Genomic DNA, 25,455 nt, shown 5'->3' on the forward strand with positions numbered 1-25,455 from the left:
CACCACAAACAGCACTGCTGCTCCAGCCGCCGCTATCGCACTGACCGGGATCCCCAGCGGCTCCAGAACAAAGAAACCGACAAGCAGCAATAACAGGACAATCCAGCCCGCCCTGAAGGTTGCCGGATCCTTGATCGCGCTGGCAGGCGTCTTCAGCAGCGAAACGTCATACGTTGCCGGAATATCCCTGCGGAAGAAGAGATGCAGCATGGTCAGCGTGGCCGCAATCGCTGCCGCATCCACGGGGATCATAACGGAGGCGTACTGCGTAAAGCCCAGACCGAAGAAGTCCGCCGAGACGATATTAACCAGGTTAGACACAATGAGTGGCAGGCTGGCCGTATCTGCAATAAATCCTGCGGCCATGACAAAGGCCAGTGTCGTGCCCTGGCTGAACCCCAGTGCGAGCAGCATCGCAATCACAATCGGCGTCAGGATCAGCGCGGTGCCGTCATTGGCAAACAACGCAGCGACAGCGGCACCGAGCAAGACTATCCAGGTGAACAGCAGGCGGCCACGTCCGTTACCCCAGCGGGAGACATAGTAACCATGGTTGGCCTCTTCAGGATACCAGCCAGTGAGGCCGGCCATGCGCGTACTCTATGCACATCTTTTACATCTCGGGCGCATCTGCCCCGCATGGGGTTGTGATACAATTCCCGCTCCATTGGATTCGTAAGGGATAACAGTGAAAGGCGCACATAAAAATCTTTCCTTTAATGGAAAAAGCTACTGTATGAAGCACCTCGCGCCTTTGACGTTTATGGCAGAAATCGCCAATATCCCTGACCCCGTACAGATAACAATCAACTACAGCAATCATGTCTTTTCTGACCAGAAAGGAAACGGACCGGAAATTCCACCGGATCGATTTTTCTGTGCTGACAGATATGCTGCCAGCCTTAACCTGCCGCAGATGCTTTCAACAAATCTGCTGACCTCCTACGTTGTTCCCCATATCAATAAGGGAAACAATGAGATGTATCATTATATGGAGGTTAATGACTATGCGATCTTCTTTGACTTGCGTAAGGACAACGGTCACCCGAACGGCTTAAAGCTTTATGTTGTATCAGCTTATGAAGTCAATCAGTGGGGACGACACTCCATACCAAAGAGTAGGCCCATGAAATTTGCATATGTCGCACATCTGCGACTGAATGGACAGACGGTTTACACGTCCAGAAAAGCAAAAAGGCGCTGATATCAGCGCCTTTTCACCAGAGTAGATCATCGATGTTATCCACTCTTGTTGGGTTCCGGTCTGTGTCTTTGGATATCCCGCTCTTAGGCTGGGGGAGATTACTCTCCGACATCAATACCCCATCAACATACCAGTGTTGAGTGGTTCCGGTCAGTATCGATGCCTGAATAGTAATAAACCTGACGTTTACCTGCAAGGTCACTGCTATTCATAGCTATTCATGACTTTTCAGCGTTACGGGAATACGCGTTAATAGCCCACTATTCGCAACCAAAGGCCTCAGAAACAGTTTTTACTGTTGAAACACAATTGGCCTTATGCGTAACGAAGAATCGCTCTCCGGGCTTCCTGTTGCGAATTAGAGGCATGTTTTCCTGCAAAAAAGATTTGTAAATTTTTTACGAGAAGCACTTTTTGCTCATTTTGAATGCTGTTCATTTCAGCCTGGCCGTGTCCGGAACATCAGAAACGCCCCGCAACAACAGGGCTGGTATCAATACTGCTGAGGGCCGTCAGGCCTCGTAATGCCCTTGCCAACATCAGACCGTCTAGGTGAAATCAGGATAACGTGGCTAAAGCCGCAGCGGGTAGGTCTTCAGGAGGTATTCAACCGGGCTGAGGCCGTTAAATTTAAGGCTGATTCGTCGCGTGTTGTAGTACCGAATGTAATCCTCAAGAATGACCTTCAGCTAGTCAACATCGTTGAGTTTACGGATGTAGAAGCATTCTGATTTTAACGTCCCGAAAAACACTCAGCGCAGGCATTCTCCAGACAGTTTCCTTTGCGGGACGTGCTTTGCGTGTCTCATATATGCACACCTCATAACTCAGAAGATGCCACATCTATACATATGCTTCACCTCTGCATATACTTAGCATATGCTTAAAAGACAGCCAATCAGGAGAAATATTATGAGAACCGTATCGATTTTCAAAAATGGCAATAATCGCGCCATTCGTCTGCCCCGTGACCTGGATTTTGAGGGAGTTAGCGAACTGGAGATCGTCCGGGAAGGTGACAGCATCATCCTTCGTCCCGTTCGCCCAACATGGGGTTCGTTTACTCAGCTCGAAAAAGCCGATTCGGACTTTATGGCCGAGCGTGGGGACGTCGTCAGCGATGAAGGAAGGTTTGACCTGTGATCAAGACCTATATGCTGGACACCAACATTTGCTCGTTCATCATGCGTGAGCAGCCCGAAGCTGTCATTAAACGGCTGGAGCAGGCAGTGCTGCGGAATAACCGAATCGTGGTTTCGGCCATTACCTATGCCGAAATGCGTTTCGGTGCAATCGGAAAAAAGGCATCCCCCCGCCACGGCATGCTTGTCGAAGCATTCTGCGCCCGCCTTGATGCAATCCTCGCCTGGGACCGCGCCGCGGTGGACGCAACTACGGAGATTAAGGCAGCACTGACTGCGGCCGGGACGCCAATCGGTCCGAACGATACGGCGATCGCCGGGCATGCCATCGCCGCCGGCGCCGTGCTGGTGACGAACAACGTGCGAGAGTTTGAGCGTGTGCCTGGCCTGGTTCTGGAAGACTGGGCTAACTGACGGCAGAAAGAGCCCTGAAAAACTGTAATGTCCGCTTTGTGCCAGAAGCTGACATTCAGATTTTTCATTATACAGCAACCGAACAATCACAAACGCATAATCCACCAATAAACAAATATATGCATCTCAGGATACTGATTCATGATTAATGGCCAATGGTGCCGCCAGTATTAGTGCGGTCATCCAGCCAGGTACCCAGTTCGCTTCCGCGTGTACCCGCGATTGAGTATTGCGTCAGGTCGACACTGAACAACAGCACGCCATTAATCACGCGCGGAAGCTCTACCAGTTGACCTTTGTAACGAACCTCGCGCGGCTTAACGACAATGACCCGATTACCGAGACGCTGGCCGTTCGCGGCAAACACCGAGTAAGTGCCTTTGAATTTGGTGAAGTCCTTGCTCTTTTTCTCCGCTGCGGCATTCTGGGCCGGGGTTTTATTGATATCGCAGGTGGATCCGGCGTTCATCTGGGTGCAGCCTGAGCGCTCCAGTTGCTCGCGGTACTTGGCATTAATAGCGTGGACTGGTGCAGCTGCGATAACTGCCAGTACCAGCGTCGATAAAATCATTTTTTTCATAGTCAGGCCTTAGCGGTTAGCTTCTTTTTCAATAGCAATAATTTGGTTGTGCTGCTCAGTCTGGCGCTGCTCGAAATACGCCTTAACTTCCGGTGATTGAGCATCAACAAGGGATTGCATCTTGCGGTTGTAATTGTCAGTGCAAACGCGGCGCTCAGCGTAGTACGCATGTGAAACGGCCTCGCGCTCTGCACCTTCCACAAGTTTGTCACCAACAAGCCGGGAGTAATACTTCTCGCGCACCTTTTCATGACAGCGCAGATAAGCACCGTTATAGAGGGTGCGGATTTCACGAAACTGATTCAGCTGCGAGATCGGCGTATCTTCCTGCGGTGCGGTGCAGCCAGTCAGGGCAAAAGCCACCAACAGCGCGGCGGGTGTGATCACTTTAATCATGTAGTCTTTCCACTTGATACAGCGTCCTAATGACTCTGATCGTATTTGTGAGCCATTGACAGCCATTCCCAAAAAGTCAGGACACGGTTCACCAGGAACTCACTTAATCGTTGATATCTCAATCCCAATTCTCTTCGTGAAGGTCGGGAATTCCGTCCTCAATCAGTTCCTCAAGAGTTGGTTGCAACTCCAGATTTACCGGGGTTACCTGCCAAAACATGAAATAACAAAGAACAAGGCCCAGCGCACAACCCGCGGCGTAGGCATATGGCATCTCATCAGGATGATCGGTCGAAAATATCTGACCTGCGCCCATGCCGCCAATCGCCATGAACAGAGTTATTCCGGCACGGATTGCCCAGGTTTTAACTCTTTTCATTTGCCATTTTTCTCGTCGGCGTAACGAAGTACGCTGTCGTAAAGTCCAGGACGCATAGTGCGAATCCTTAAAAAAATGCCCTCCCCAGCCTCAGTTCTGGGGAGGGTGCGCAACGCGCTATCAACTCAATCAACACTCTTTTTTCGCCGTCATCGGTGGCGAACCTTTGACCTCCCGTACAGAAGAGGACGAATCTTTTACGCGCTCTCGACGACTGTAGGCATGGAAGCCTCCGCGAGACGTGCGGTGCGTGGCTCTTTGAATAACCAGCGCCAGATCAACAGCGAAATCGGCGTAATGATCAGCGGCTGGAAATAGACCTGCGGCGAGTAATCCAGGAGCATTTCCGCAATTACGCCAACACTCCGCTGGTACTGTTCAGCCATGCAAGTAAGGCTGATATACAGACCAACAGCTGCCAGCCCCAGCGCGATGCAGCACGCTTTCCAGTAACTCATTTCCGGCCATTCACCTTCGGCATATTTCCAGTTGAACCATAAGCCAACGCCAGCCAGCAACAGTAGGACAACCAGATAACCGTCGCTATACGCCCCTACCATAGCCAACAAGGGAATAACGGATAAACAAAGCCAGACGGCCAGAATTATCGATTTATATGTTTTCATATTTGTTTCCTTAGCTCGCCACCTGATTGAGATGGATTGCTGTTAACAGTCCTCACTACGAATAACGGCTAATAATTAACTGCTCGCAGATTCAAAACCGTATTGATGCGCTAAAAATATTGCCATGTCGTTAACCAGATAACGGCCATCTTCGGCAGATATACCCGGCTGTACTACGGCATTCGAAATATAATTCTGCATTGCCATTAGACGGGTAGTGTCGTGTGCGGCCCCCTTTTGCAGACCATCACGACAGGCGAGCCAGAATAAAGCGCTATCAGCCTCATTTCGTACCGGGGTGTAAGCCAGTTCCGGGCGCATTGAAATAGCGTGCTCAGTGAATCTGTAGGCCACTTCAACCGCCTGATCACAATTACGCGCAGTGTTTTTTTGGACGCAACCGGACAGCATCATCACTGCCACTGCTGTAGCAAATAAAGTTTTTTTTTCCATAATTTCAGTTCAAATTAAGGCTCAACTATCGTGCGAATCACTGGATGATAATCTTAAAAGAAACAGCGCTTCAAATATGAGAAGTGTTAACGAGCCCTCACTATTTCATATTTTTGGAGTAAAAAGCATGAACTCATTATTAGCCGCGTTCAATGATGCCGCGATCATGCGTTTCGGTGTTTTCCCAGAAGCTGCCACCAGTCGTGTAAATCACGAAAGTGCGGTTGTTGCTGCCGTTGATGATAAGCATATCGTTCGCGACGGTGGCCTTTACTGGCTTCCCGGCAAGCTTTACCTTTCCCGCACCAATACGAATGTTTGTAATGCGCTGGCCGTTTGGACGGCGTGCCACGTAGTCCCCGTCGAACTTTTTTACGTCAGATTTCGCCGTAGGAGCCACTCCGCTGCTGAATCCTGCCGCCTCGTTCTGCGCCTTCGTTTTGTAGATGTCGCAGCCCTGTGCCTCAGTCATCTGAGTGCAGCCGGAGCGGATCAGCTGATCACGGTAGTGGGCGTTGATAGCGTGCGCTGCTGGTGCTGCGATAGCGACGGAAACAGCCAGGAAAGTGATAATCTTTTTCATGTGCTGTTACCCGTGGCGGTGGTGGTGATGGTCTTTGTCGTGGTGGCGATCGCCGTCATCATCATGGTGGTGGCGGTGGTGGTGATTGACATCGGACTTATGATCATCCTTTTTCTTGTCTTCGTACTTATTTTTGGCGACGGCGGTGGCGACCGCTGCCGCACCAATACCAACAGCCGCAGCTGACAGCACAGGGTGCTCGGCGCAACCAGCCAGGGCTGCGGTCATGGTGAGTGCTAACATCATTTTTTTCATCGGTCTTTCTTCTTATCGTGCTGCTTCGGCTTTTACCTGCTCAAACTCTTTGTTGAGCTCGGCGCGGCGTTGTTCATAAAAGGCGTGTACCTCCGGGGATTGCTCTTCCCATAAAGCGGCGGATTTGCGCTGGAAATTGGACTCGCAAGTAGCATGGTCAGCGCGTGCTGCGGCCTCAACCTCCCGGCGCTCAGCCCCCTCAAGAGATGTGAGGCCATAGAGACTGCCCTGGTACTTCTCTGTGACCAGGTAGTTACAGCGTAGGAGTGCTTTGTTATAGAGCGAGCGAGTGGTGCGAAACTGGGACAGCTCATCGCCCAGGGTGTCATGTTGCTTAACAGCGCAGCCTACCAGGGTTGCGGCCACCAGCGCGGCGATTACGTAACGTTTCATATTAGTCCTTTAAACGGCCAGCTTTCGCTGCCCATTGTTTTACTTTTTGCCGTCAGCGTAGCGCCGGGCGTTGTCGTAGTGGTTCACGCACATGCTTAGTAGCTCACCAGGAAGCCAGCGCCAGCACCTACGTTGCCTTGGGTGTCCCAGCTCAGGCCGGATTTAACGGTCACGTTCTGAGAAACACGGGCACTAACACCAGCGGCGAGCGCGTTTTCACCGTTGAACGTACCGACAGCCATACCGAAACCAGCGGTGTGATCCTGCGGAGTCTGAGGGATCTGGGTCAGTGCGATAGCACCAGCCACGCCCGCGCGGAATTCTTTACGGTCTTTGTTCTGCTGGTTTTGCAGTTTGTTAAAGTTGGTTTTGTTGTTGGCTTCCAGATCCGTGATACGCGCTTCATGGTTCGCCAGCTGTTTGCTATTAGCCGCTACTTTCTGGTTGGTTTTCACCTGTTCGTCATGCTGCTGCTGGATACGCGCGTCGGTATCGGCAAAGCGGGTATCTACAGAGCGGGCACGCTGCTGGTAGGTGCTGGTATCAACCTTCTGATCCACTTCACGTTGCAGGGTAGTGAATGTCTGAGAGTGTTTAGCCAGCTCAGCTTTGTTCGTTGCAACGCCGTCGGCGTTCTGCTGCTCTGCACTCTGAGCGCGGGAGGTTTCAGCGGTCAGTGCTGAGGTATCCGCTTTGCCAGCCAGCGCAGTAGTGTTCTGCTGAATGCTGGTAGCATTCTGCTGCACCTGCGTTTTATCAGCTTTGGTCTGTTCCAGTTGCTGCTCAGCCTGCGTAGCGCGGCTTGCTTCGTCCCCGATATCCTGACGGTTTTTGCTGATAGCCTGGCCGTCGTACTGCTCATCCAGTGATACGCGCTGCTGGAGGGCGGTAAACGAGGTCTGGTCAGCTTTGGTAGCCAGCGCGGCAGTGTTAGTCGCAACAGCAGCGGTATTGCTGGCGATATCAGCGTGGTTCTGCTGAACACCGTTAGCCAGGTACACTTCGCCCTGCGCCAGCTGCTGCACGCCACCGGAGTTTTTGGTAACAGCGGCTTTGTCTGCTTTGTTGGCAATCGCGTTGGTGTTGGACGTTACCAGCCCAGCGATGCGTGATTCTTCACCCTGTGCGCGGGAGGTTTCGGTAGCCAGTGCAGCCTGATCCGCTTTGGTGCCGATAAGTGCGGTATTCGCTTTCTCTGCACCTTCGGCGCGTGTCTGCTCAGCTTTAAGCGCGGCATCCTGGCGATCCTGGTCGGTTTTGAATGCGCCTTGGTCAACTTTCTGCGACAGAGAGGTATTGATACCCTGAATGTCCTGCTCATTCTTATCTGCCTTTTGGGCGATAGGAGTCAGATCGGCTTTGTCAGCTTTATTGGCGAGGTCGAATTTAACGCCGGAGATCTCATTGCTGTTTTTCTGAATGTCAGTTTTCAGCGGATACAGGTCGGTTTTGTCGGCCTTGTTGGCGATGTCGGCGGCGTTCTTCGTGATACCGCTTTTCAGTGGAGTCAGATCCGCTTTGTCTGCTTTATCGGCCAGCGTCTGCTGAATGTTCGCCTGGTCAGCGTTATATGCTGCCTGGTCAACTTTGCCAGCCAGTGCTGTTGTATTGGACTGAACAGCACCTTCCAGAGTGGTGATTTTGGCGGTGTTGCCGCTGATCAGACCATCCTGCGCGGTATCTTTAGCCTGAATACCCTTAATGGCGGTTTCGTTGGTATCAATGCGGTTATTGGCGGCATCCAGAGCAAGCTGGTCTGCCTTAAGAGCAATGGCTGCGGTGTTAGCGGTGATCAGGCCAGAGTTTGCCGTTTCAGCAGCTTTTGCTCGACTAACCTCAGCAGCCAGTGCTGAATCCTGCGCGGCGTCTTTCGTACCCTGTGCGTTCTGAAAGTCAGTCAGATCTTTACCGACCTTGGTGATGTCTGCCTTATTGGTATCAATGCGGCCAGCCAGGGCGTTGCCAGTTGCCAGCAAGTCAGCGTTGCTCGCCTTTTTGGCGATCTCGACATCCTGTGCTTTATCAGTAGTGGCCTGAGTGGCGGCTTGCTGTTTGATTTTGTCACGCAGCAGGTTATCGGCATCAACGCGGTGCGTTGCTTCATCGTCGATTTTCTTCTGGGTGCTCAACGCCAGCTGGTTTACGCTGGCGGCGGTGCTGTCAGCCTTTGTCTTGGCGGCATCAGCCACGCCCTGAGCCTTGGCAATCGCTGCGTCGTGCTGGGTATCCGCATCAGTGGAGCGTTTAATCTCGTCGTTCACCTTACCGCCAACGGTCAGCAGATCTGCCTGGCTGGCTTTCTTAGCCAGCGCATTGTTTACGCGGCTGGTTTCAGCTTTTGCCGCGTCATCCTGGCGCTGCTGGTCTTTGTCGAAATCGGCTTTGGTGGCCAAACCAGAGGCTTGGGACTGGAGAGCCTGCACGCTTGCGGCGTTCTGCTGGATCAGCGTGTCCTGACCTTTGTTTTTGGTATTCATACCGCTGATGACCTGATGGTTTCGGTCAATCTGGGATTGCAGGTCGGCGCGGTTCTTCTGGATAACGGAATCCTGCTGAGTGTCTTTGGCATCACCACGGATGATGTCAGAACCGATGCCAGCAACCTGACCTTCGAGTGCGCCGATACGGCCATCCTGGGTTGCGTCATAAGCAGATTGCCCAGGAGCAGTGACAACTGGAGTAGGAGGGGTTGCAACCGCCTGAGCATTGGATGTGATGGCGGTCAATACTACTGTTGCAAGTAACGTTTTTTTCACTTTAATCCTGCTATCATTCTGTTGATTGGTGTTTGCGATAACCCGTCTAGTTTGGCGACGAGGGGGTTATTGCTTTGCTATATCTGCGGCGAGGGAAACCTCGCCGTACTTCACTTTGAGTAACTCGATCGCCTCTCCGACAATTTCCTGTCGTGATTTCCGGTGTTGGAACGACAACACCCTGACTGCTTCATAAAGCGACTCGTCAAGCCTGGTACTGAACATAACCAGCTTTGACGCTGGCTTGTCCTTATTCCCTTTTCCTTTTTGGATTGATTGATTATGTTCGGTATTCATAGAGCCTCATGGTGCTGCTGTTGAACCGTATTAGCGTATCGGGAGTGGAAATTGAGGCTTTGGTGGAAACATGTCAACACGTAATAAGTGTTTAAGAATTGTTGCATTAGTCATGAATAGAATTCATTTTAAATGCTTATGTATTTTCAATTGAAAGTCACATACCAGTCACGTCATTAATAGTAATGTTGGTGACTATTATTCATTCAAATTGAAATTAAAAAGTGATTAATTAGTCTTTTGTATGTCATAAAGTCTGCGTAATGCCGCGCGCGGCAACACTTCGCAACATCTACTTACCAACACAAACCCTTCACCTCCCCCATCCCTGGGCCCCTGGCACCATAACTTTAGCCAGCAACAATGCGTTCCCCATTAATTGCCGGACTTTGTTTTAATCTGGTTAATTTTTTAAAATTGATGTAAAAATGCGCGATAACAAACTTTATTCGAAGCACAAAAAAAACACTAAAAAGTTTGATTTTAGTCAATTTTAAGCGAGGGTATAATATAACAATTGCTTACTAATGCGATGAGAATGGCGACAGGGTAAAACGAAAAAATCATCAATTAGGGTGATTGTTTACTGGCATTAGTCTGATGGAACTTTCTGGATAAGAAGAATTATTAGTCAATCCATAGTGTTATAGAAAGAAACATTTCCCTTGAATCATTGACGACAAAAATTCACAACTTCATACATCTCTGAAAGAGTTGATAGTGACAAGAATAAGACAGATTTATTTGTTCAGAATAAACTGAGAATGTCTACTTCTCGCTCATAGCGGACCGATAACCTATTCATTTCAGACGTTATGCAAGCCTGAGAACTGGATGACATCCTTAACACCATCATCAAAAAAGTAAAAATCCTGCGCAAGCTGATTACGCATTATCATGATTTTCTTTATGATGCTTCCTTGATGAAAATCACCACGTCAAATTCGTAGCGGATAGGTTTTCAGGCGATATTCAACCGGGCTGAGTCCGTTAAATTTAAGGCTGATGCGGCGATTGTTGTAGTAATGAATATAATCCTCAAGAACGACCTTCAGTTCGTCGACATCGTTGAATTTACGGGTGTAATAGCATTCTGATTTTAGCGTCCCGAAAAAACATTCCGCACAGGCATTATCCAGACAGTTTCCTTTGCGGGACATACTTTGCAGAACCCCAAACTCCCGCAACTGATATTGATACCATTGATGCCGGTATTGCCAGCCCTGGTCTGAGTGAAGGACTGGCGTGCTGTTTGCGTCCATTCTGGCGAATGCCTTAATCAACATGTCGTCAATCATCGGCATTGTCGGGCGTTCTGAAATACTGTAGGAAATCACTTCATTATTGAAGAGATCGATGATGGGAGAAAGATAGAGTTTGCGGCCGTTGACAGCGAATTCGGTGACATCTGTGACCCATTTTTCATTGGGCCGGCTGGCTTTGAAGTTTCGTTGCAGGAGATTGTCAGCAGCACAACCACGTTCGCCACGCCAGGAGGTGTAGCGCTTTACTTTGATTGCTGCTTTAAGTTCAAGAGCATTCATCAGGCGTTGAACCACCTTATGGTTGATTACTTCCCCCTCTCTTCTGAGTGCCAGCGTTACCCGTCGATAGCCATAGCGGCCCTGGTTTTCATCATATATCTCGCTGATTCGACGATTTATTTCATCGTATTTACCCGGAGAGCGGAGCGCCCTGAGGTGATAGTAAAACGTGCTCCTGGGTATCCGGGCAATACTCAGCAGCTGGTCAAGGGGATAATGCTGCCTTAGTTCGTCAACAACACGAACCTTTTCTCTTACCGAACTAAGGCTTTCAGCTTTTGTAGATAAAGTATCCGTAATTCAAGACGTTTGACCTTCCTTTCAAGTTCATGAATCCGTGGTTCTTTTGATCGTTCCTCTGCGGCTTCAATAAGTTCAGGGTGTTCAGCCATGTAAGATACCCTTTTTGTGCCTACCTTGAGTGAGCGAAGCCCTTCTTCACCATGCTCTTTATACACTTTCAGCCATTTGGCCACAGATGATGCACCTGCAATATTGAATTTAGTCGCGGCCTGAGTCTGGGATATCTGACCTGAAAGCACGGCTTTTACAGCTTCAATTCTGATCTCAGGATCAATTGATACGCCCTTATCTCTGGGCCTTAATCCCTCTTCTCCATAAGCATCATAGGCTGCAACCCAGATTCTCACCTGGGTTCTGGGAATGTTGAAACGGGCTGAAGTTAACCGATAACCTTCATCGCTAGCAAGATAGTGCATAACGACTTCAAGGCGTTCTTCGAGGGTATATTTACGTCCGGGCATAGGACTCTCCAGTTTGAGAGTCCAACTAAATGGGTGCAGTGCACCTGACGAAAAATCAGGGCGGGGGCTCGAAACGACACGTCGCAACCGTGGAGTTCGCTACCTCGCCCGCTTTAAAAGCAAGGAGGCATCCATGAATCGCCAAAACCCAGGCATCGGAGTTTTGATATTATTGCTTTGACAATAATCATCTTAACGCTGGTGACGCGGAAAACACTGTGCGAGATCAGTTTTCGAAACGGTTCGCTTGAAGTGATTGCGAAGATGGATTGTCGCTCCGGATTGTAGGAGCAAACCGGCGGAGGCGTTTAGTGCGCCTCCGCACACGGGGAGAGGACGTAAGGCTCAGGCACCCATTAACGGTATTTTTTGTGATAAGTATTTCGTGTGGTAACAAACCCATCGGCTGCCGCCTGGGCCTCTTTCACTTTGCCTTCGTTCGCCAGCTTCAGCGCGCCGTCAATCTGCCCCACCAGCGTCTCAAGGCCGTGACGGAAATCTTTCATCTCCGGGCTGTCTTCCGCTTTGCCTTCCAGCTTTGGCGGGGTCTCTTTTTGCGCGTCTACCGCCGCGGTACGCATTTTGGTTAACGCCTCTTTCATCTCCGCCGCGTTATCGGTTTTTTGCACCACCTTCAGATTTTCGCTGAGGGTGTCCATATTGTCTTCCAGGTCGGCCAGGACCGAGGTGCTCATGACCAGCGATGACGCTGCGAGGATAGCTAACAGAGTTTTACGCATTGCTCACTTCCTTTTTATTATTAAAAAAACCGACTAATACCCTAAATAATTCGCGTTGCAGAACAAGGCACATGTGCCTTGAACAGCGCTTGCGCTGGCCCCAAAGGGGCGAGGCCATAGGCCGAGTAACGCGGCAAGCGCGTGAATCCCCGGGAGCTTACATAAGTAAGTGACCGGGGTGAGCGCGCGCAGCCAACGCATCTGCGGCGTGAAGTATGACGGGTATTACTGACCGGCGATCTTCATTTCCGGTAACAGAACAGATCCGCACTGGATATTGCTGCGCGTCTCGATATCGTTCCCCACCGTCACGATATTACGCCACATATCTTTCAGGTTACCGGCGATGGTAATTTCGCTCACCGGATACTGAATCTCACCGTTTTCCACCCAGAAGCCGGACGCCCCGCGCGAGTAGTCGCCAGTGACGCCGCTCACGCCCTGCCCCATCAGCTCGGTGACCACCAGCCCGGTGCCCATCTCTTTCAGCATCTGCTCAAAGCCCAGGCCCTGGCCCGCAATGCGCCAGTTGTGGATGCCGCCCGCATGACCCGTGCTTTTCAGCCCCAGTTTGCGTGCGGAGTAGTTGGTCAGCAGCCACTGGGTCAGGATGCCCTCTTTGACGATATCGCGACGCTCGGTGCGCACACCTTCGCTGTCGAACGGCGTGGAGGCCAGTCCTTTCAGCAGGTGCGGGTGCTCTTCAATGGTCAGCCACTCCGGCAGGATTTGCGTACCCAGCGCATCAAGCAGGAAGGTGGATTTACGGTAGACCGCGCCGCCGGCAATCGCGCCGACCAGATGCCCAAACAGACCGGTTGCCACTTCATTGGCAAAGATAACCGGTGCTTTCATGGTAGAGAGTTTACGCGGAGCCAGGCGGGATAAGGTGCGTTTTGCGCACTCCGCCCCAACCCACTCCGGCGACTGCAGATCGCCCATCGCGCGGCCAATGGTATAGGCGTAATCGCGCTCCATGTCGCCGTTCTCTTCGGCAATCACGCAGCTGGAAAGAGAGTGACGGGTGGAGCAATAGCCCTGCAACATGCCGTGGCTGTTGCCAAAGACTTTAATGCCGTAGTGGCTGTTAAAGCTGCCGCCTTCGGTATTGGTGATGCGCTTATCGGCATTAAGGGAGGCCTGCTCCGCGCGAGCGGCGAACTCAATGGCTTCGTCCGGGGTCACTTCCGCCGGATGGAAGAGATCCAGATCCGGGGCCTCAAAGGCCAGCAGCTCTTTGTCAGCCACCCCGGCATAGGGGTCCGGGGAGGTATAGGAGGCGATATCCAGCGCCGCCTGCACGGTCCGCGCAATGGCGTCAGGGCTTAAATCGGTAGAGGAGGCGCTGCCTTTACGGTTCTGGTGATAAACAGTAATCCCTAATGCGCCATCGCTATTAAATTCAACGGTTTCCACTTCGCCATAGCGGGTGCTGACGCTCAGGCCAGTGGTTTTGCTGACGGCGACTTCTGCCCCGTCCGATTTCGCTGACGCCAGCTCCAGGGCCATAGAGACGGCCTCTTCCAGTGCTTTACGCTGCGCTGCAACTTGTGAGATCACTTTCATCGTAAATGCCATAATGTAAGGTGTAGTTAGCTGAAGTCTAACAGAGAACCGTTTCTCAGTACGCGTCTAAACTGGTAACATTAGCCTCTTTTTTTAAGGAGCCTGACATGACTAAGCAGCCCGAAGACTGGCTCGACGACGTTCCCGGTGATGACATCGAAGACGAAGATGATGAGATCATCTGGGTCAGCAAAAGTGAAATTAAACGCGACGCCGAAGAGTTAAAACAGCTTGGTGCGGAGATGGTAGAGCTGGGTAAAAACGCGCTGGATAAAATCCCGCTCGACCCGGATCTGCGTGCCGCCATCGAACTGGCACAGCGCATCAAGAAAGAGGGCCGTCGCCGCCAGCTTCAGTTGATTGGTAAATTATTGCGCCAGCGCGACGTAGAGCCGATTCGCCAGGCGCTGGATAAGCTGAAAAACCGCCACAACCAGCAGGTTGCGCTGTTCCATAAGCTGGAGCAGATCCGCGATCGTCTGATTGAACAGGGCGATGACGCCGTACCGGAAGTGCTGAACCTGTGGCCGGACGCCGATCGCCAGCAGCTGCGCTCTCTGATCCGTAACGCGAAGAAAGAGAAAGAGGCGAACAAACCGCCGAAGTCTGCACGTCTGATTTTCCAGTATCTGCGCGAGCTGGCGGAAGCCGAAGGTTAATTCCCTGCCTGCTGTTTGCCGGATGGCGGCGTAAACGCCTTCTCCGGCCTACAAAAAACCCGGTCAGCGTTAGCGCTACCGGGCTTTTTTTTACGCCACTGCTTCTGCTTTCTTCGCCAGACCGTCCAGCAGTTTCTGATGGATCCCACCAAACCCGCCGTTGCTCATCACCAGAATGTGATCCCCCGGCTGCGCGGTTTTCACCACCATCTCCGCCAGCGTATCCACGTCGGCACTCCAGTGCGCAGGCTGGACGCAGGCTTCGGCTACTTCCGCCACCTGCCACGGAATGTGCTGCGGTTGCAGGAGGAAGACCTCGTCCGCGCGACCTAAAGAGGGGGCTAAATCGTCTTTGCAAATCCCCATCTTCATGGTGTTGGAGCGCGGTTCCAGTACGGCCAGAATGCGTGCCGTGCCGCCCACTTTGCCGCGCAGGGCAGCCAGCGTCGCGAGGATCGCGGTCGGGTGATGGGCAAAATCGTCATACACCGTCACGCCATTGGCTTCGCCGCGCAGCTCAAGACGACGACGGGCATTGATAAAGGAGCCCAGCGCGTTGGCCGCATCGGCAGGCAAGACGCCCACATGACGGGCCGCGGCGATCGCCATCAGGCCGTTATGCATGTTGTGCTCGCCCACCAGCGCCCACTGCACTTCCCCGACTTTTTCGCCATCCAGCAACACTTCCCAGCGGGAGGCATCGTTGGTGAGCTTTTTCGCCTGCCAGTGGCCCTGCTCGCCCACCAACTCTTGCTCGCTCCAGCACCCCATCGCCAGGGTCTGCTTCAGGTTAATGTCGTTCTCCGGCAGGATGATGCGTCCCTGGCCCGGCACGATGCGCACCAGGTGGTGGAACTGCTTCTGAATCGCTTTCAGGTCGTCGAAAATGTCCGCGTGGTCAAACTCAAGGTTGTTGAGGATCAGCGTGCGCGGGCAGTAATGAACAAACTTGGAGCGTTTATCAAAGAACGCGCAGTCATATTCGTCCGCCTCAATAACAAAGAACGGGCTCTCGCCCAGGCGGGCAGAAACGTCAAAGTTCCCCGGCACGCCACCAATCACAAAGCCCGGCTTGTAGCCGCAGGCTTCGAGGATCCACGTCGCCATGCCGGCGGTGGTGGTTTTGCCGTGGGTTCCCGCCACCGCCAGCACCCAGCGATCGCGCAGAACGAAATCATGCAGCCACTGCGGCCCTGACATGTAGGGAATATTCCTTTCCAGCACGGCTTCTACGCAGGGATTACCCCGGGTCATGGCGTTTCCGATAATCACCAGATCCGGCTGCGGCTCCAGTTGGCTGGCGTCGTAGCCCTGAATCAGATCGATGCCCTGGTTTTCCAGCAGCGTGCTCATCGGCGGATACACATTGGCGTCCGAACCTGTCACCTCATGGCCAAGAGCGCGCGCCAGCATAGCCAGGCCGCCCATGAAAGTGCCACAAATCCCCAATATATGAATGCGCATACGTCACTATCCTTCTTCAATGTGGCGCACATTTTACGCATATGTCAGCAGCAGAGAAACGCATTTCAGGAAAATCTGTAGCAAGCTGGCGCGATTCACCTCTGCGCGACAATTTGAAAGTTTGTTAAGATTGTTGGGCATCAACAACTTTACTCAACATCCAATGCAGGGAAAGTGTTATGAAAACGTTAGGTGAATTTATTGTCGAAAAGCAGCACGAGTTCTCGCATGCTACCGGTGAGCTCACTGCTTTGTTGTCGGCAATAAAGCTGGGCGCCAAGATCATCCATCGCGATATCAACAAAGCCGGACTGGTCGATATCCTGGGTGCCAGCGGTGCTGAAAACGTGCAGGGCGAAGTTCAACAGAAACTCGATCTGTTCGCGAATGAAAAACTGAAAGCTGCACTGCGCGCGCGCGACATCGTTGCGGGGATCGCCTCCGAGGAAGAAGATGAAATCGTCGTCTTTGAAGGGTGTGAACACGCCAAGTATGTCGTCCTGATGGATCCGCTGGATGGCTCCTCCAACATCGACGTTAACGTCTCTGTCGGCACCATTTTCTCCATTTACCGTCGCGTCACCCCTGTCGGCACGCCGGTCACCGAAGAAGATTTCCTGCAGCCGGGCAATAAACAGGTTGCAGCGGGTTATGTGGTATATGGCTCCTCCACCATGCTGGTCTACACCACCGGCTGCGGCGTGCACGCCTTTACCTACGATCCGTCGCTGGGCGTATTCTGCCTGTGCCAGGAGCGTATGCGCTTCCCGCAGAAAGGCAGCACTTACTCCATCAACGAAGGGAACTACATTAAATTCCCGGCGGGGGTGAAGAAGTACATCAAATTCTGCCAGGAAGAGGATAAATCGACCCAGCGCCCTTATACCTCGCGTTATATCGGCTCCCTGGTGGCGGATTTCCACCGTAACCTGCTGAAGGGCGGCATCTACCTCTACCCAAGCACCGCCAGCCACCCTGAAGGCAAGCTGCGCCTGCTGTATGAGTGCAACCCGATGGCCTTCCTCGCCGAACAGGCGGGCGGTAAAGCCAGCGACGGCAAAGAGCGGATTATGGATATCATTCCTGAAAGCCTGCACCAGCGCCGTTCGTTCTTCGTTGGCAACGATCATATGGTTGACGACGTGGAACGCTTTATCCGTGAATTCCCGGATGCCTGATTGTTGAGTTTGACCAAAAGGGGCCAGTTGGCCCCTTTTGTTTTTCCAGATATTTATATCTTTGTTGGTATAAAACTATATAAAAATCCTGCTGTAACCCAGTGAATCCTTGCGTCATCATGACGGCGTTCAAATAGTGTTCAATGGGAATCAGCCGATATGAAAAACCTCTCTCGCTCATCCACTGGCATCGACCTCAATCTGATCCCGATATTTATTGAAGTCGTCAGGTGCGGGAGCATGGCCAAAGCCTCTTTACGTCTGGAGATGTCCAGGCCAGCAGTCAGCCTGGCCCTGAAACGCTTTGGCATGCTGTTTAATGAGCCGCTGTTTACCCGTAAGGGGTTGTTCCTGGAGCCAACGCCATACGCGCTGAAGCTGTCCGCCGAGATGGAAAAGCTGCTGGGCGCCATTCATGACTATATCGCCCACACCCCGGCTGGCGCGGAAAGCCTCCCGACGCCAGCGGCGCCGGAAGGCGATAAGGCTACGCCTGTTGCGACGACAGCCTGAAGAGTGACATCGCCTCGATGAGCTCGCGGGATTGCTCTTCCAGCGAGCGCGTCGCGGCGGAAGATTGCTGGACCAGCGCCGCGTTTTGCTGCGCGGTTTCGTCCATCTGGTTGACCGCAATATTCACCTGCTCAATACCACGGCTCTGCTCGTGCGACGCATTGGCGATCTCACGCATCAGGCGGGTCATGCGCATCACCTCGTTGGCGATCTCGTCCATGGTTTCCCCCGCCTGCTGCGCCAGTTCGCTACCTTCGCTGACGTGCGCCTGGGAATCGCTGATGAGCGTGCGGATCTCTTTTGCCGCATCGGCGCTACGGCTGGCGAGGTTACGCACCTCTCCGGCCACCACCGCAAAGCCGCGCCCCTGCTCGCCCGCGCGGGCGGCTTCCACCGAGGCATTCAGCGCCAGAATATTGGTCTGGAAGGCGATACCGTCGATCACGCTGAGGATATCGGCGATACGGTCGGCGCTGCCGGAGATATCGCGCATCTTCTCAATGACATAACAGACCATCTCGCTGCCGCGGTCAGCGGTATCTGACATCGTCTTCGCCACCTGATGCGCCTGCTCGGCGTTGTGGGCGTTCTGCTTCACCGTGGCGGTGATCTCTTCCATGCTGGCCGCGGTCTGCTCCAGCGAGGTGGCGGTGGATTCTGTACGCTGGGCAAGGTGCATATTGCCTGCGGTCAGCTCCCGGCTGCCGGTATCAATCTGCGAGCTGGCGTCACGCACCCGCAGCACCGAGCCCATCAGCGACTGGCGCATCTCCTCAATGGCGGCGTTGAGGCGGTTAAACTCCTGGCTTGCGGGGGTGGTCAGGGCGTGGGTCAGATCCCCGGCAGCCACGTGCTCAAGCTGGGCAATAGAGGAGGAGAGCGGCTTCAGCAGCATATGGCGCAGTGCCAGCCACGCCAGCACGATAATGCCCGCGGTCAGCAGCGCGGCGACGATGATCAGCAGCATCACCCGATTTTTACTCGCCTGTACCGCGGCGACTTCAGCTTTGCCCCGGCTGTCGCTCCAGGCCTGGAAGGCCTGCATATCGTTATCAAACTGACGCGCTACCGGCACCAGACGGTTCTCCAGCAGATCGTAATAATCATCCGCATTCTGCGCATTCAGGGCGTTCTGCATCGGCACGATCCCCTGGGCGTTATACGCCGCCAGGCTCCCGGCGAGCTGCTTCAGCAACCGATCGCCTTCTGGATCGTTTATCCCACTATCGATCACGCTTTTCAGCGTGGTTTGCGCCTGTTTGAGTTCGTCATTGATGTTTTTCACCGATTTTGTGGCGTCATCCAGCAGTCCCACCTCCATCATGCGGACGGCCTGCCCCGCCTCGTTGCGCGCGCGCAGGATCAGGGTGTAGCCCGAGTTGAGCTGCACCAGCTGTTCGCCCTGAAGATGGTTAATGCGCTGTAAAGAGGAGGAGCTCTGGGTGAGGGCATAAATGCCGATACCGCTGACAAGCAGCAGCAGAAGGGTCATAACGGCCAGTAACGAAAGCAAGCCGGTACGAATCGATAGCGTTTTAAGCATGATGTAATTTCCGGTAGCGAGATAAATCTGGACAGAATTAAGGGTTATCGGCCGCTACCGGAAAAGATTTAGACTTGACGTAAATTCAGGCGCTTATAGCTTGCTGGTGGTGCTCACCCGTGTGACAGGCGAGTTCTGGCGGTTCTCCCAGAGCACCGTCAGGCCGCGCTGCAGGGCGATAAAGATGAACAGCAGAATGCCAATCGCAATCTTGGTCCACCACGAGCTGAGGGTGCCGTCGAAGTTAATATAGGTCTGGATCAGCCCCTGGATCGCCACCCCAAACAGCGTGCCCAGCACCGTGCCGACGCCGCCGCTGAGCAGCGTGCCGCCAATCACCACCGAGGCAATCGCGTCCAGCTCCACCCCTACCCCCGCCAGCGCATAGCCCGCCTGGGTGTAGATGGAGAAGACGATCCCCGCCAGCGTCGCCAGCCCGGTGGAGAGCATGTAGATACGAATGGTGGTGCTGCGGGTGGAGATCCCCATCAGGTTCGCCGAGGTGGCGTTACCGCCGATGGCATACACTTCGTTGCCAAAGCGGGTGCGGTGGGCGAGGAAAATGCCGATCACCACCACGCCCAGCATCACCAGACCGAGAATACTCAGACGGCCGCCGCCGGGGATTTTCCACGCCAGGCTTGAGAGGGTGTCGTAGACCGGATGGTTAATCGGGATCGACTCCTCCGACACCAGATAGCTGACGCCGCGCAGGAAGAACATCCCGGCGAGGGTGATAATAAACGCCGGGATCTTCAGGGCGTCGATCAGCAATCCCATAAAGGCGCCAAAGGCGCAGCCCATCACCAGCACCAGCGGGAAGGCCAGCAGCGGGGAGATCCCCCAGTAGCCAATCGCCTTAGCCAGAAAGACGCCGGTAAAGGCGATCACCGACCCGACGGAGAGGTCGATCCCGCCGGAGAGGATCACGAAGGTCATGCCGACGGCGATGATCCCGAGGAAGGCGTTGTCGGTCAGGATGTTGCAGATCACCCGCGTCGAAGCAAAACCGGGGAACTGCGTCAGGCAGTAGAGATACCCCAGCACAAACACGCCCAGGGTAATCATGAGCGGTAAATTACGTTTTATCATGACCACGCATCCCCTTAATGAGACTGATAAAGCGCGGCGACTGCACGATGAGCACGCAGAGCACCACCACCGCTTTCACCACCTGGTTGAGTTCCGGCGGGAAACCCGACAGCAGGATCCCGGTGTTCATCCCCTGGATAATCAGCGCGCCAATCACCGACAGCAGCAGGTTGAAGCGCCCGCCCATCAGCGAGCCGCCGCCAATCACCACCGCGAGGATCGCATCCAGCTCCAGCCAGAGCCCGGCGTTATTGGCATCGGCCCCGCGAATATCGGCCGCGACGATAATCCCGGCAATGGCGGCGCATACTCCGCTCAATACGTAGGTGAGCATCACCATCAGACGGGTGCTGACCCCGGCGTTTTTCGCGGCGCGAATGTTAATTCCCACCGCTTCGATAAACATCCCGAGGGCGGTTTTACGGGTGAACAGCCAGAAGGCGATCAGGGTGACCACCACAATAATCACCGGCGTCGGGAAGAAGAGCAGCGATCCGCTGCCAATCCACGCCAGATTCGGGGCGTTGAAGGTGACGATCTGCCCGGAGGTGATCAGCTGCGCCACCCCGCGTCCGGCCACCATTAAAATGAGGGTGGCGACAAAGGGCTGGATTTTGAGGATCGCCACCAGGATGCCATTCCACAATCCCGCGAGCACGCCGGTGCCCAGCGTCGCCAGCAGCACCACCGGCAGGCTGTGTCCGGCCACGGTCATCGAAGCCGCCGTCGCCCCCGCAATCGCCATCACCGCCCCGACCGACAGGTCGATACCGCCGGTGGCAATCACCAGCGTCATGCCGATCGCCAGCAGGGCGACCGGCGCGGCGCGGTTTAAGATATCAATCGGACTGCCGAACAGGCGGCCATCCTGAAGGATAATTTGATAAAAATGCGGCGAAACGAGGCTATCCACCAGTAACACCAGGATCAGCGCAATGATTTGCGGCGTGCCGGTGGGCCAGCTGAAGCGGCGCTTCGTCTCGCCGGTCTGAGAAAGTGAACGTGACATCACGATCTACTCCTTATGCCGCAATGGCGTTCATGATTGCCGGAACGGAGAGCGCGTCCAGCGGGATCTCGGCCACCTGCTGACGGTCGCGCATGATGATCACCCGATCCGCATACCCCACCAGCTCCTCCAGCTCCGAGGAGATCACCAGCAGCGCCAGACCGTCGGCGCAGAGGGTTTCGATCAGGCGGATAATTTCCGCGTGCGCCCCCACGTCGATACCGCGGGTCGGCTCGTCGAGGATCAGGAACTGCGGTTTGGTCAGCAGCCAGCGTGACAGCAGCACCTTCTGCTGGTTACCGCCGGAGAGAAATTCGATCGGCTGTTCCACGCTCGGGGTGCGGATGCCGAGCTGGCGAATAAAGCGCTCGGCAATCACATTTTGCTCTTTACGGGGAATGGGACGCAGCCAGCCGCGCTGGGCCTGCAGGGCCAGAATGATGTTCTCGCGCACCGAAGCGGCGGCGATAATGCCGTCGGTCTTGCGATCTTCCGGGCAGAAACCGATCCCCAGGCTGGAAGCCTGATGCGGGGAGCGCAGCGTCTGCGGTTTACCTTTGATCAGCGCAGTGCCGCTGTCGGCAGGTTTAATCCCGAAGATCACCTCTGCCGTTTCGGTACGTCCCGACCCTAACAGCCCCGCCAGTCCGACGATTTCGCCCGGGCGCACCTCGAGATCAAAGGGCGCAATGGTGCCTTTCTTGCCGTACCCTTTAAACGCCGCTACCGGCTTCTCGCTGAGCAGCGTCCGGCCCGCACGCTGCAGGGCATTGCTCTCCAGCTCGCGGCCCAGCATCATTTTGACCAGCTCGATTTGCGGCAGCTCGCGGGTTTCGCGACAGCCGACGAAGCCGCCGTTACGCAGGACGGTAATGCGGTCGCTCACCTCATACACCTGATCGAGGAAGTGGGTGACGAAAATCAGGCTCACCCCCTGGTCGCGCAGCTGGCGCATCAGGGTGAAGAGCATCTCGACCTCCTGGGTATCCAGGCTGGCGGTAGGTTCATCGAGGATCAGCACTTTTGCCGAGAGATCGATAGCCCGGCAGATGGCGACGATCTGCTGCATCGCCACCGAGAAGCGGTTGAGCGGCTCGCGGACGTCGAGAGAGAAACCGTATGACGCCATCAGTTTGGTGGCGCGGTCTTCCATCTCTTTACGGCGCAGCAGGCCAAAACGTCGTGGCTCGCGGCCGATAAACAGATTATCCGCCACCGACATATTCGGCAGCAGGTTCACTTCCTGATAGACCGTCCCGATACCCAGCTGCTGGGCATGGGCGGTATTTTTAGGCGATATAGCGTGGCCTTCCAGCCAGATGGTGCCGCGATCGGCATGATAGACACCGGTCAGGGCTTTAATCAGGGTCGATTTTCCGGCGCCGTTTTCGCCCAGCAGGGCCATGATCTCACCACGCCGCAGGCTGAAATCGACGTTATCCAGCGCTTTTACGCCGGGAAAATATTTGCTCAATCCTTCTGTGCGGAGGATTTCCTGGTGTTGGTCTGTGATCATGGTTCCCCCTGCATCATGTCGGATGGCGCTACGCTTACCCGGCCTACAAAAAGCGAGCCGAAGGCCGGGCAAGCGCAGCGTCGCCCGGCATTTTCAGTCGAGCTTAGTAGCCCATATTTTTCTTCTTCTCTAACTCTTCTGCAGCGGTATCAGGCAGATAGAGCGTGGACTTGGTGATCGTGACTTTCTCCGGCATGGTGCCATCTTTCTTGAATTTCTCCAGCGCGTCAAAGGCCGGACCTGCCATGTTTGGCGTCAGCTCCACGCTGGCGTTAGCCTCTTTGTCGATCATCGCTTTATAGATATCCGGTACGCCGTCGATAGAGCCGGTCAGGATGTCGGTGCCCGGCTTCAGGCCCGCCTCTTTGATCGCCTGGATAGCGCCGATCACCATGTCATCGTTATGGGCGTAAACCATGCAGATGTTCTTGCCGTTGTTCTCGGCTTTGATAAAGCTCTCCATGACCTCTTTCCCTTTACTGCGGGTGAAGTCGCCGGACTGAGAACGGATAATCTTGATGTTTGACGCTTTGGAGATGGCATCAGCAAAGCCTTTCTTACGGTCGATGGCCACGCTGGCGCCCACGGTGCCCTGCAGCTCAACCACATTACACGGCTTGCCATCCACCTGTTTCACCAGCCATTCACCAATCAATTTGCCTTCCAGCACGTTGTCGGCGGTAACGGTGGTCATATAGAGAGATTTGTCTTTTACATCGATGGAACGATCGAGCAGGAAGACCGGAATTTCGGCATCTTTCGCTTCTTTCAGAACCGGCTCCCAACCCGTCGCTACGACCGGCGCAATGAAGATGGCGTCAACGCCCTGAGCGATAAAAGAGCGTACCGCTTTGATCTGGTTTTCCTGTTTTTGCTGGCCATCGGCGATCTTCAGCGTGATGCCGCGTTTTTCGGCCTCACTCTTCGCGACGTTGGTCTCAGCGGCGCGCCAGCCGGACTCTGAGCCGACCTGGGCAAATCCTACGGTTAAGGGGGCGGCCATCGCCATAGACGACATGGCTGCCGAAACTGCTGTGACAAGAAGTAAGCGCTTCCACATAAGTGCGTCCTCGTAGGGGAGTTTATTGTTGGGTAAAAAATGTTCTGCGAAGAGACTATAGACAATGCGAGATGTAACGGAGTGTGTTACATCACACTTCAGAAAAGTGAATAAAACGTTAATCACAACTTTGTAATCGCTTTCACTGAGCCATTAAAAAAGCGGCTGAGTTTATGGATTATCTTGTCATGAGAAAGTGCTGATAATGGTTTTCAGGAACAGGGATCGGCGAAAACAGGCGGAGACATTCCGCGCCAGTTGGCTATAATACTCGCCACTTGATTACCAATCATTTAAAGGACACAGACATGAGCTTACTCAACGTCCCAGCGGGTAAAGAACTGCCGGAAGACATCTACGTAGTTATCGAAATCCCGGCGAACGCTGATCCTATCAAATACGAAATCGACAAAGACACCGGCGCACTGTTCGTTGACCGTTTCATGTCTACCGCGATGTTCTATCCGTGCAACTACGGTTACATCAACCACACCCTCTCTCTGGACGGTGATCCGGTAGACGTGCTGGTCCCAACGCCATACCCACTGCAGCCGGGCTCCGTGATCCGCTGCCGTCCAGTTGGCGTGCTGAAAATGACCGACGAAGCGGGTGAAGATGCGAAGCTGGTTGCGGTACCGCACACCAAGCTGAGCAAAGAGTACGATCACATTAAAGATGTGAACGACCTGCCAGAGCTGCTGAAAGCGCAGATCGCCCACTTCTTCGAGCACTACAAAGATCTCGAGAAAGGCAAATGGGTGAAAGTGGAAGGCTGGGACAACGCAGAAGCCGCGAAAGCGGAAATCGTTGCCTCCTTCGAACGCGCGAAGAAGTAATGCTTAACGTGTGAAAAAAAGCCCCGACTTGTCGGGGCTTTTTTTATCTGTGCGGCCTGTTGCCGGGTGGCGGCTGCGCCTTACCCGGCCTACAAAATCTGTGCGGCCTGAAAAAACAACGCCACCCGAAGGTGGCGTTATTCATATCAGTACTGGTCACGGTCTAACCAGTTACCGCTTTCAATCAGCGTCAGACCTTCCACCGAACGTTGGTACACGTACATCCATGCACTGCCGTAGGGTGTCTGGATTAACCGGCGAGCGTATTCCCCGCCTTTGGTGCGCAAGGCATCAAGTTCGGCCAGCGTGGCATTATCAATACGATAAACCTCACCCTGTACTGCTCCTTCTCCCGGAACGGCGCCTGGATAGTGGCCCAGGCTGTACAGCTGGTAGTTCTCGATACTGTAATCCCCCAGCAACTGGGCGTTAGTCATCCAGTGGCTGTTGCCTTGCTTGGTTCTTAAACTGCCGTAGACAAATATTCGCATTG

At 53.9% G+C, this 25,455-nt stretch carries 28 protein-coding genes and 2 pseudogenes; 9 read left to right on the plus strand and 21 right to left on the minus strand.

All coding sequences use genetic code 11. The features are described from left to right. Positions 1 to 543: pseudogene (locus B3X29_RS10475) on the minus strand (ArsB/NhaD family transporter); the annotation flags it as partial. A 145-nt stretch (positions 544 to 688) separates the two neighbouring features. On the opposite strand from B3X29_RS10475, the gene B3X29_RS10480 reads away from it, so the two are divergent. After that, on the plus strand, positions 689 to 1,204 hold the full coding sequence (locus B3X29_RS10480; protein WP_032664851.1) for a hypothetical protein: 516 nt from the start codon (positions 689 to 691) through the stop codon (positions 1,202 to 1,204). Positions 1,205 to 1,776: 572 nt separating this feature from the next. Here the strand turns inward: B3X29_RS10480 and B3X29_RS10485 are convergent. Then, positions 1,777 to 2,006 (minus strand): annotated as a pseudogene (locus B3X29_RS10485) (IS3 family transposase); the annotation flags it as partial. A 110-nt stretch (positions 2,007 to 2,116) separates the two neighbouring features. On the opposite strand from B3X29_RS10485, the gene vapB reads away from it, so the two are divergent. Together vapB and B3X29_RS10495 are read left to right on the plus strand one after the other, a co-directional pair. Beyond that, the gene (gene vapB, locus B3X29_RS10490) at positions 2,117 to 2,347 is read left to right on the plus strand and encodes a type II toxin-antitoxin system VapB family antitoxin (RefSeq protein ID WP_021314452.1); all 231 of its coding nucleotides are present in this window, start codon (positions 2,117 to 2,119) and stop codon (positions 2,345 to 2,347) included. After that, entirely contained in the window at positions 2,344 to 2,760 is a 417-nt protein-coding gene (locus tag B3X29_RS10495) for a PIN domain-containing protein (RefSeq protein ID WP_103178020.1), read from the plus strand. The genes vapB and B3X29_RS10495 overlap by 4 nt, the downstream gene beginning before the upstream one ends. 145 nt (positions 2,761 to 2,905) lie before the next feature. Here the strand turns inward: B3X29_RS10495 and B3X29_RS10500 are convergent, their stop codons facing one another. The 6 genes from B3X29_RS10500 to B3X29_RS10525 all read right to left on the minus strand — a co-directional run bounded on the left by B3X29_RS10500 (position 2,906) and on the right by B3X29_RS10525 (position 5,777). Next, positions 2,906 to 3,340, minus strand: coding sequence for a hypothetical protein (locus B3X29_RS10500; RefSeq protein WP_159340462.1), 435 nt, complete (start codon positions 3,338 to 3,340; stop codon positions 2,906 to 2,908). Positions 3,341 to 3,349: 9 nt separating this feature from the next. Further along, positions 3,350 to 3,736, minus strand: coding sequence for a hypothetical protein (locus B3X29_RS10505; protein WP_159340461.1), 387 nt, complete (start codon positions 3,734 to 3,736; stop codon positions 3,350 to 3,352). 118 nt (positions 3,737 to 3,854) lie between these two features. Beyond that, positions 3,855 to 4,115 carry a hypothetical protein gene (locus tag B3X29_RS10510; protein ID WP_159340460.1) on the minus strand — a complete coding sequence of 87 codons (261 nt, stop codon included), beginning with the start codon at positions 4,113 to 4,115 and terminating at the stop codon, positions 3,855 to 3,857. Positions 4,116 to 4,312: 197 nt separating this feature from the next. Next, complete coding sequence (locus B3X29_RS10515; RefSeq protein ID WP_159340459.1) at positions 4,313 to 4,741, minus strand: hypothetical protein; 429 nt, start codon at positions 4,739 to 4,741, stop codon at positions 4,313 to 4,315. A 75-nt stretch (positions 4,742 to 4,816) separates the two neighbouring features. Continuing rightward, positions 4,817 to 5,194: a hypothetical protein gene (locus B3X29_RS10520; RefSeq protein WP_159340458.1), complete on the minus strand. Its 378-nt coding sequence runs from the start codon at positions 5,192 to 5,194 to the stop codon at positions 4,817 to 4,819. 139 nt (positions 5,195 to 5,333) lie between these two features. After that, positions 5,334 to 5,777, minus strand: coding sequence for a hypothetical protein (locus tag B3X29_RS10525; RefSeq protein ID WP_159340457.1), 444 nt, complete (start codon positions 5,775 to 5,777; stop codon positions 5,334 to 5,336). Here B3X29_RS10525 and B3X29_RS10530 point away from each other — a divergent pair, their 5' ends adjacent. Next, on the plus strand, positions 5,778 to 5,963 hold the full coding sequence (locus B3X29_RS10530) for a hypothetical protein (protein WP_159340456.1): 186 nt from the start codon (positions 5,778 to 5,780) through the stop codon (positions 5,961 to 5,963). It begins immediately after the preceding gene. A gap of 81 nt (positions 5,964 to 6,044) precedes the next feature. Here B3X29_RS10530 and B3X29_RS10535 read toward each other — a convergent pair whose 3' ends face one another. The 4 genes from B3X29_RS10535 to B3X29_RS10550 form a co-directional block, all read right to left on the minus strand. Beyond that, entirely contained in the window at positions 6,045 to 6,425 is a 381-nt protein-coding gene (locus B3X29_RS10535) for a hypothetical protein (RefSeq protein ID WP_159340455.1), read from the minus strand. A gap of 95 nt (positions 6,426 to 6,520) precedes the next feature. Beyond that, positions 6,521 to 9,181, minus strand: coding sequence for a YadA C-terminal domain-containing protein (locus B3X29_RS10540; RefSeq protein WP_263951563.1), 2,661 nt, complete (start codon positions 9,179 to 9,181; stop codon positions 6,521 to 6,523). Between the two features lie 66 nt (positions 9,182 to 9,247). Continuing rightward, entirely contained in the window at positions 9,248 to 9,478 is a 231-nt protein-coding gene (locus B3X29_RS10545) for a hypothetical protein (RefSeq protein ID WP_159340453.1), read from the minus strand. A gap of 938 nt (positions 9,479 to 10,416) precedes the next feature. Next, positions 10,417 to 11,786, minus strand: a protein-coding gene (locus B3X29_RS10550; protein WP_159340452.1) for an IS3 family transposase whose coding sequence is annotated in 2 segments (ribosomal slippage) — positions 10,417 to 11,303 and positions 11,303 to 11,786 — 1,371 coding nt in all. Because the reading frame shifts where the segments join, the coding sequence is not laid out codon by codon here. A 201-nt stretch (positions 11,787 to 11,987) separates the two neighbouring features. Between B3X29_RS10550 and B3X29_RS10555 the strand changes: the two genes are divergently transcribed. Next, the gene (locus B3X29_RS10555) at positions 11,988 to 12,074 is read left to right on the plus strand and encodes a Hok/Gef family protein (protein WP_236570691.1); all 87 of its coding nucleotides are present in this window, start codon (positions 11,988 to 11,990) and stop codon (positions 12,072 to 12,074) included. Positions 12,075 to 12,142: 68 nt separating this feature from the next. On the opposite strand, the gene cybC is transcribed toward B3X29_RS10555, so the two are convergent. Then, complete coding sequence (gene cybC / locus B3X29_RS10560; protein WP_103178017.1) at positions 12,143 to 12,526, minus strand: cytochrome b562; 384 nt, start codon at positions 12,524 to 12,526, stop codon at positions 12,143 to 12,145. 225 nt (positions 12,527 to 12,751) lie between these two features. Continuing rightward, a complete protein-coding gene (gene pmbA, locus B3X29_RS10565; RefSeq protein WP_159340451.1) occupies positions 12,752 to 14,104 on the minus strand; it encodes a metalloprotease PmbA in 1,353 nt (450 codons plus the stop codon). A gap of 95 nt (positions 14,105 to 14,199) precedes the next feature. On the opposite strand from pmbA, the gene yjgA reads away from it, so the two are divergent. Then, complete coding sequence (yjgA, locus tag B3X29_RS10570) at positions 14,200 to 14,751, plus strand: ribosome biogenesis factor YjgA (protein ID WP_103178015.1); 552 nt, start codon at positions 14,200 to 14,202, stop codon at positions 14,749 to 14,751. A 90-nt stretch (positions 14,752 to 14,841) separates the two neighbouring features. On the opposite strand, the gene mpl is transcribed toward yjgA, so the two are convergent. Beyond that, the gene (gene mpl, locus B3X29_RS10575) at positions 14,842 to 16,215 is read right to left on the minus strand and encodes a UDP-N-acetylmuramate:L-alanyl-gamma-D-glutamyl-meso-diaminopimelate ligase (RefSeq protein ID WP_103178014.1); all 1,374 of its coding nucleotides are present in this window, start codon (positions 16,213 to 16,215) and stop codon (positions 14,842 to 14,844) included. 179 nt (positions 16,216 to 16,394) lie between these two features. Between mpl and fbp the strand changes: the two genes are divergently transcribed. Both fbp and B3X29_RS10585 read left to right on the plus strand, forming a co-directional pair. Further along, entirely contained in the window at positions 16,395 to 17,393 is a 999-nt protein-coding gene (fbp, locus tag B3X29_RS10580) for a class 1 fructose-bisphosphatase (RefSeq protein ID WP_103178013.1), read from the plus strand. A gap of 159 nt (positions 17,394 to 17,552) precedes the next feature. Then, complete coding sequence (locus tag B3X29_RS10585; protein ID WP_103178012.1) at positions 17,553 to 17,906, plus strand: helix-turn-helix domain-containing protein; 354 nt, start codon at positions 17,553 to 17,555, stop codon at positions 17,904 to 17,906. Here the strand turns inward: B3X29_RS10585 and B3X29_RS10590 are convergent. From B3X29_RS10590 to ytfQ, 5 genes are all read right to left on the minus strand, one after another. Continuing rightward, a complete protein-coding gene (locus B3X29_RS10590; RefSeq protein WP_159340450.1) occupies positions 17,881 to 19,449 on the minus strand; it encodes a methyl-accepting chemotaxis protein in 1,569 nt (522 codons plus the stop codon). The genes B3X29_RS10585 and B3X29_RS10590 overlap by 26 nt on opposite strands. 93 nt (positions 19,450 to 19,542) lie before the next feature. Beyond that, the gene (yjfF, locus tag B3X29_RS10595) at positions 19,543 to 20,541 is read right to left on the minus strand and encodes a galactofuranose ABC transporter, permease protein YjfF (protein ID WP_103178010.1); all 999 of its coding nucleotides are present in this window, start codon (positions 20,539 to 20,541) and stop codon (positions 19,543 to 19,545) included. Further along, positions 20,528 to 21,553, minus strand: coding sequence for a galactofuranose ABC transporter, ATP-binding protein YtfT (gene ytfT / locus B3X29_RS10600; protein ID WP_168191997.1), 1,026 nt, complete (start codon positions 21,551 to 21,553; stop codon positions 20,528 to 20,530). Before ytfT ends, yjfF begins: the two co-directional genes overlap by 14 nt. A 10-nt stretch (positions 21,554 to 21,563) precedes the next feature. Beyond that, a complete protein-coding gene (ytfR, locus tag B3X29_RS10605; RefSeq protein WP_159340449.1) occupies positions 21,564 to 23,066 on the minus strand; it encodes a galactofuranose ABC transporter, ATP-binding protein YtfR in 1,503 nt (500 codons plus the stop codon). A gap of 103 nt (positions 23,067 to 23,169) precedes the next feature. Further along, the gene (gene ytfQ, locus B3X29_RS10610; RefSeq protein WP_103178007.1) at positions 23,170 to 24,126 is read right to left on the minus strand and encodes a galactofuranose ABC transporter, galactofuranose-binding protein YtfQ; all 957 of its coding nucleotides are present in this window, start codon (positions 24,124 to 24,126) and stop codon (positions 23,170 to 23,172) included. 308 nt (positions 24,127 to 24,434) lie between these two features. On the opposite strand from ytfQ, the gene ppa reads away from it, so the two are divergent. Next, positions 24,435 to 24,962 carry an inorganic diphosphatase gene (ppa, locus tag B3X29_RS10615; RefSeq protein ID WP_103178006.1) on the plus strand — a complete coding sequence of 176 codons (528 nt, stop codon included), beginning with the start codon at positions 24,435 to 24,437 and terminating at the stop codon, positions 24,960 to 24,962. A 146-nt stretch (positions 24,963 to 25,108) separates the two neighbouring features. Here ppa and B3X29_RS10620 read toward each other — a convergent pair whose 3' ends face one another. Then, the gene (locus B3X29_RS10620; RefSeq protein WP_039028479.1) at positions 25,109 to 25,453 is read right to left on the minus strand and encodes a gamma-glutamylcyclotransferase family protein; all 345 of its coding nucleotides are present in this window, start codon (positions 25,451 to 25,453) and stop codon (positions 25,109 to 25,111) included. Between the last annotated feature and the right edge of the window lie 2 nt (positions 25,454 to 25,455).

The sequence above is a fragment of the Leclercia sp. UBA5076 genome (assembly GCF_002416465.1).
GTDB lineage: Bacteria > Pseudomonadota > Gammaproteobacteria > Enterobacterales > Enterobacteriaceae > Enterobacter.

Coding starts and splice junctions, on each gene's coding strand:
- vapB (WP_021314452.1), top strand. CDS start 2,117: ATGAGAACCGTATCGATTTTCAAAAATGGCAATAATCGCGCCATTCGT.
- B3X29_RS10500 (WP_159340462.1), bottom strand. CDS start 3,340: ATGAAAAAAATGATTTTATCGACGCTGGTACTGGCAGTTATCGCAGCT.
- B3X29_RS10505 (WP_159340461.1), bottom strand. CDS start 3,736: ATGATTAAAGTGATCACACCCGCCGCGCTGTTGGTGGCTTTTGCCCTG.
- B3X29_RS10510 (WP_159340460.1), bottom strand. CDS start 4,115: ATGAAAAGAGTTAAAACCTGGGCAATCCGTGCCGGAATAACTCTGTTC.
- B3X29_RS10515 (WP_159340459.1), bottom strand. CDS start 4,741: ATGAAAACATATAAATCGATAATTCTGGCCGTCTGGCTTTGTTTATCC.
- B3X29_RS10520 (WP_159340458.1), bottom strand. CDS start 5,194: ATGGAAAAAAAAACTTTATTTGCTACAGCAGTGGCAGTGATGATGCTG.
- B3X29_RS10525 (WP_159340457.1), bottom strand. CDS start 5,777: ATGAAAAAGATTATCACTTTCCTGGCTGTTTCCGTCGCTATCGCAGCA.
- B3X29_RS10535 (WP_159340455.1), bottom strand. CDS start 6,425: ATGAAACGTTACGTAATCGCCGCGCTGGTGGCCGCAACCCTGGTAGGC.
- B3X29_RS10545 (WP_159340453.1), bottom strand. CDS start 9,478: ATGAATACCGAACATAATCAATCAATCCAAAAAGGAAAAGGGAATAAG.
- cybC (WP_103178017.1), bottom strand. CDS start 12,526: ATGCGTAAAACTCTGTTAGCTATCCTCGCAGCGTCATCGCTGGTCATG.
- pmbA (WP_159340451.1), bottom strand. CDS start 14,104: ATGGCATTTACGATGAAAGTGATCTCACAAGTTGCAGCGCAGCGTAAA.
- yjgA (WP_103178015.1), top strand. CDS start 14,200: ATGACTAAGCAGCCCGAAGACTGGCTCGACGACGTTCCCGGTGATGAC.
- mpl (WP_103178014.1), bottom strand. CDS start 16,215: ATGCGCATTCATATATTGGGGATTTGTGGCACTTTCATGGGCGGCCTG.
- fbp (WP_103178013.1), top strand. CDS start 16,395: ATGAAAACGTTAGGTGAATTTATTGTCGAAAAGCAGCACGAGTTCTCG.
- B3X29_RS10585 (WP_103178012.1), top strand. CDS start 17,553: ATGAAAAACCTCTCTCGCTCATCCACTGGCATCGACCTCAATCTGATC.
- B3X29_RS10590 (WP_159340450.1), bottom strand. CDS start 19,449: ATGCTTAAAACGCTATCGATTCGTACCGGCTTGCTTTCGTTACTGGCC.
- yjfF (WP_103178010.1), bottom strand. CDS start 20,541: ATGATAAAACGTAATTTACCGCTCATGATTACCCTGGGCGTGTTTGTG.
- ytfR (WP_159340449.1), bottom strand. CDS start 23,066: ATGATCACAGACCAACACCAGGAAATCCTCCGCACAGAAGGATTGAGC.
- ytfQ (WP_103178007.1), bottom strand. CDS start 24,126: ATGTGGAAGCGCTTACTTCTTGTCACAGCAGTTTCGGCAGCCATGTCG.
- ppa (WP_103178006.1), top strand. CDS start 24,435: ATGAGCTTACTCAACGTCCCAGCGGGTAAAGAACTGCCGGAAGACATC.
- B3X29_RS10620 (WP_039028479.1), bottom strand. CDS start 25,453: ATGCGAATATTTGTCTACGGCAGTTTAAGAACCAAGCAAGGCAACAGC.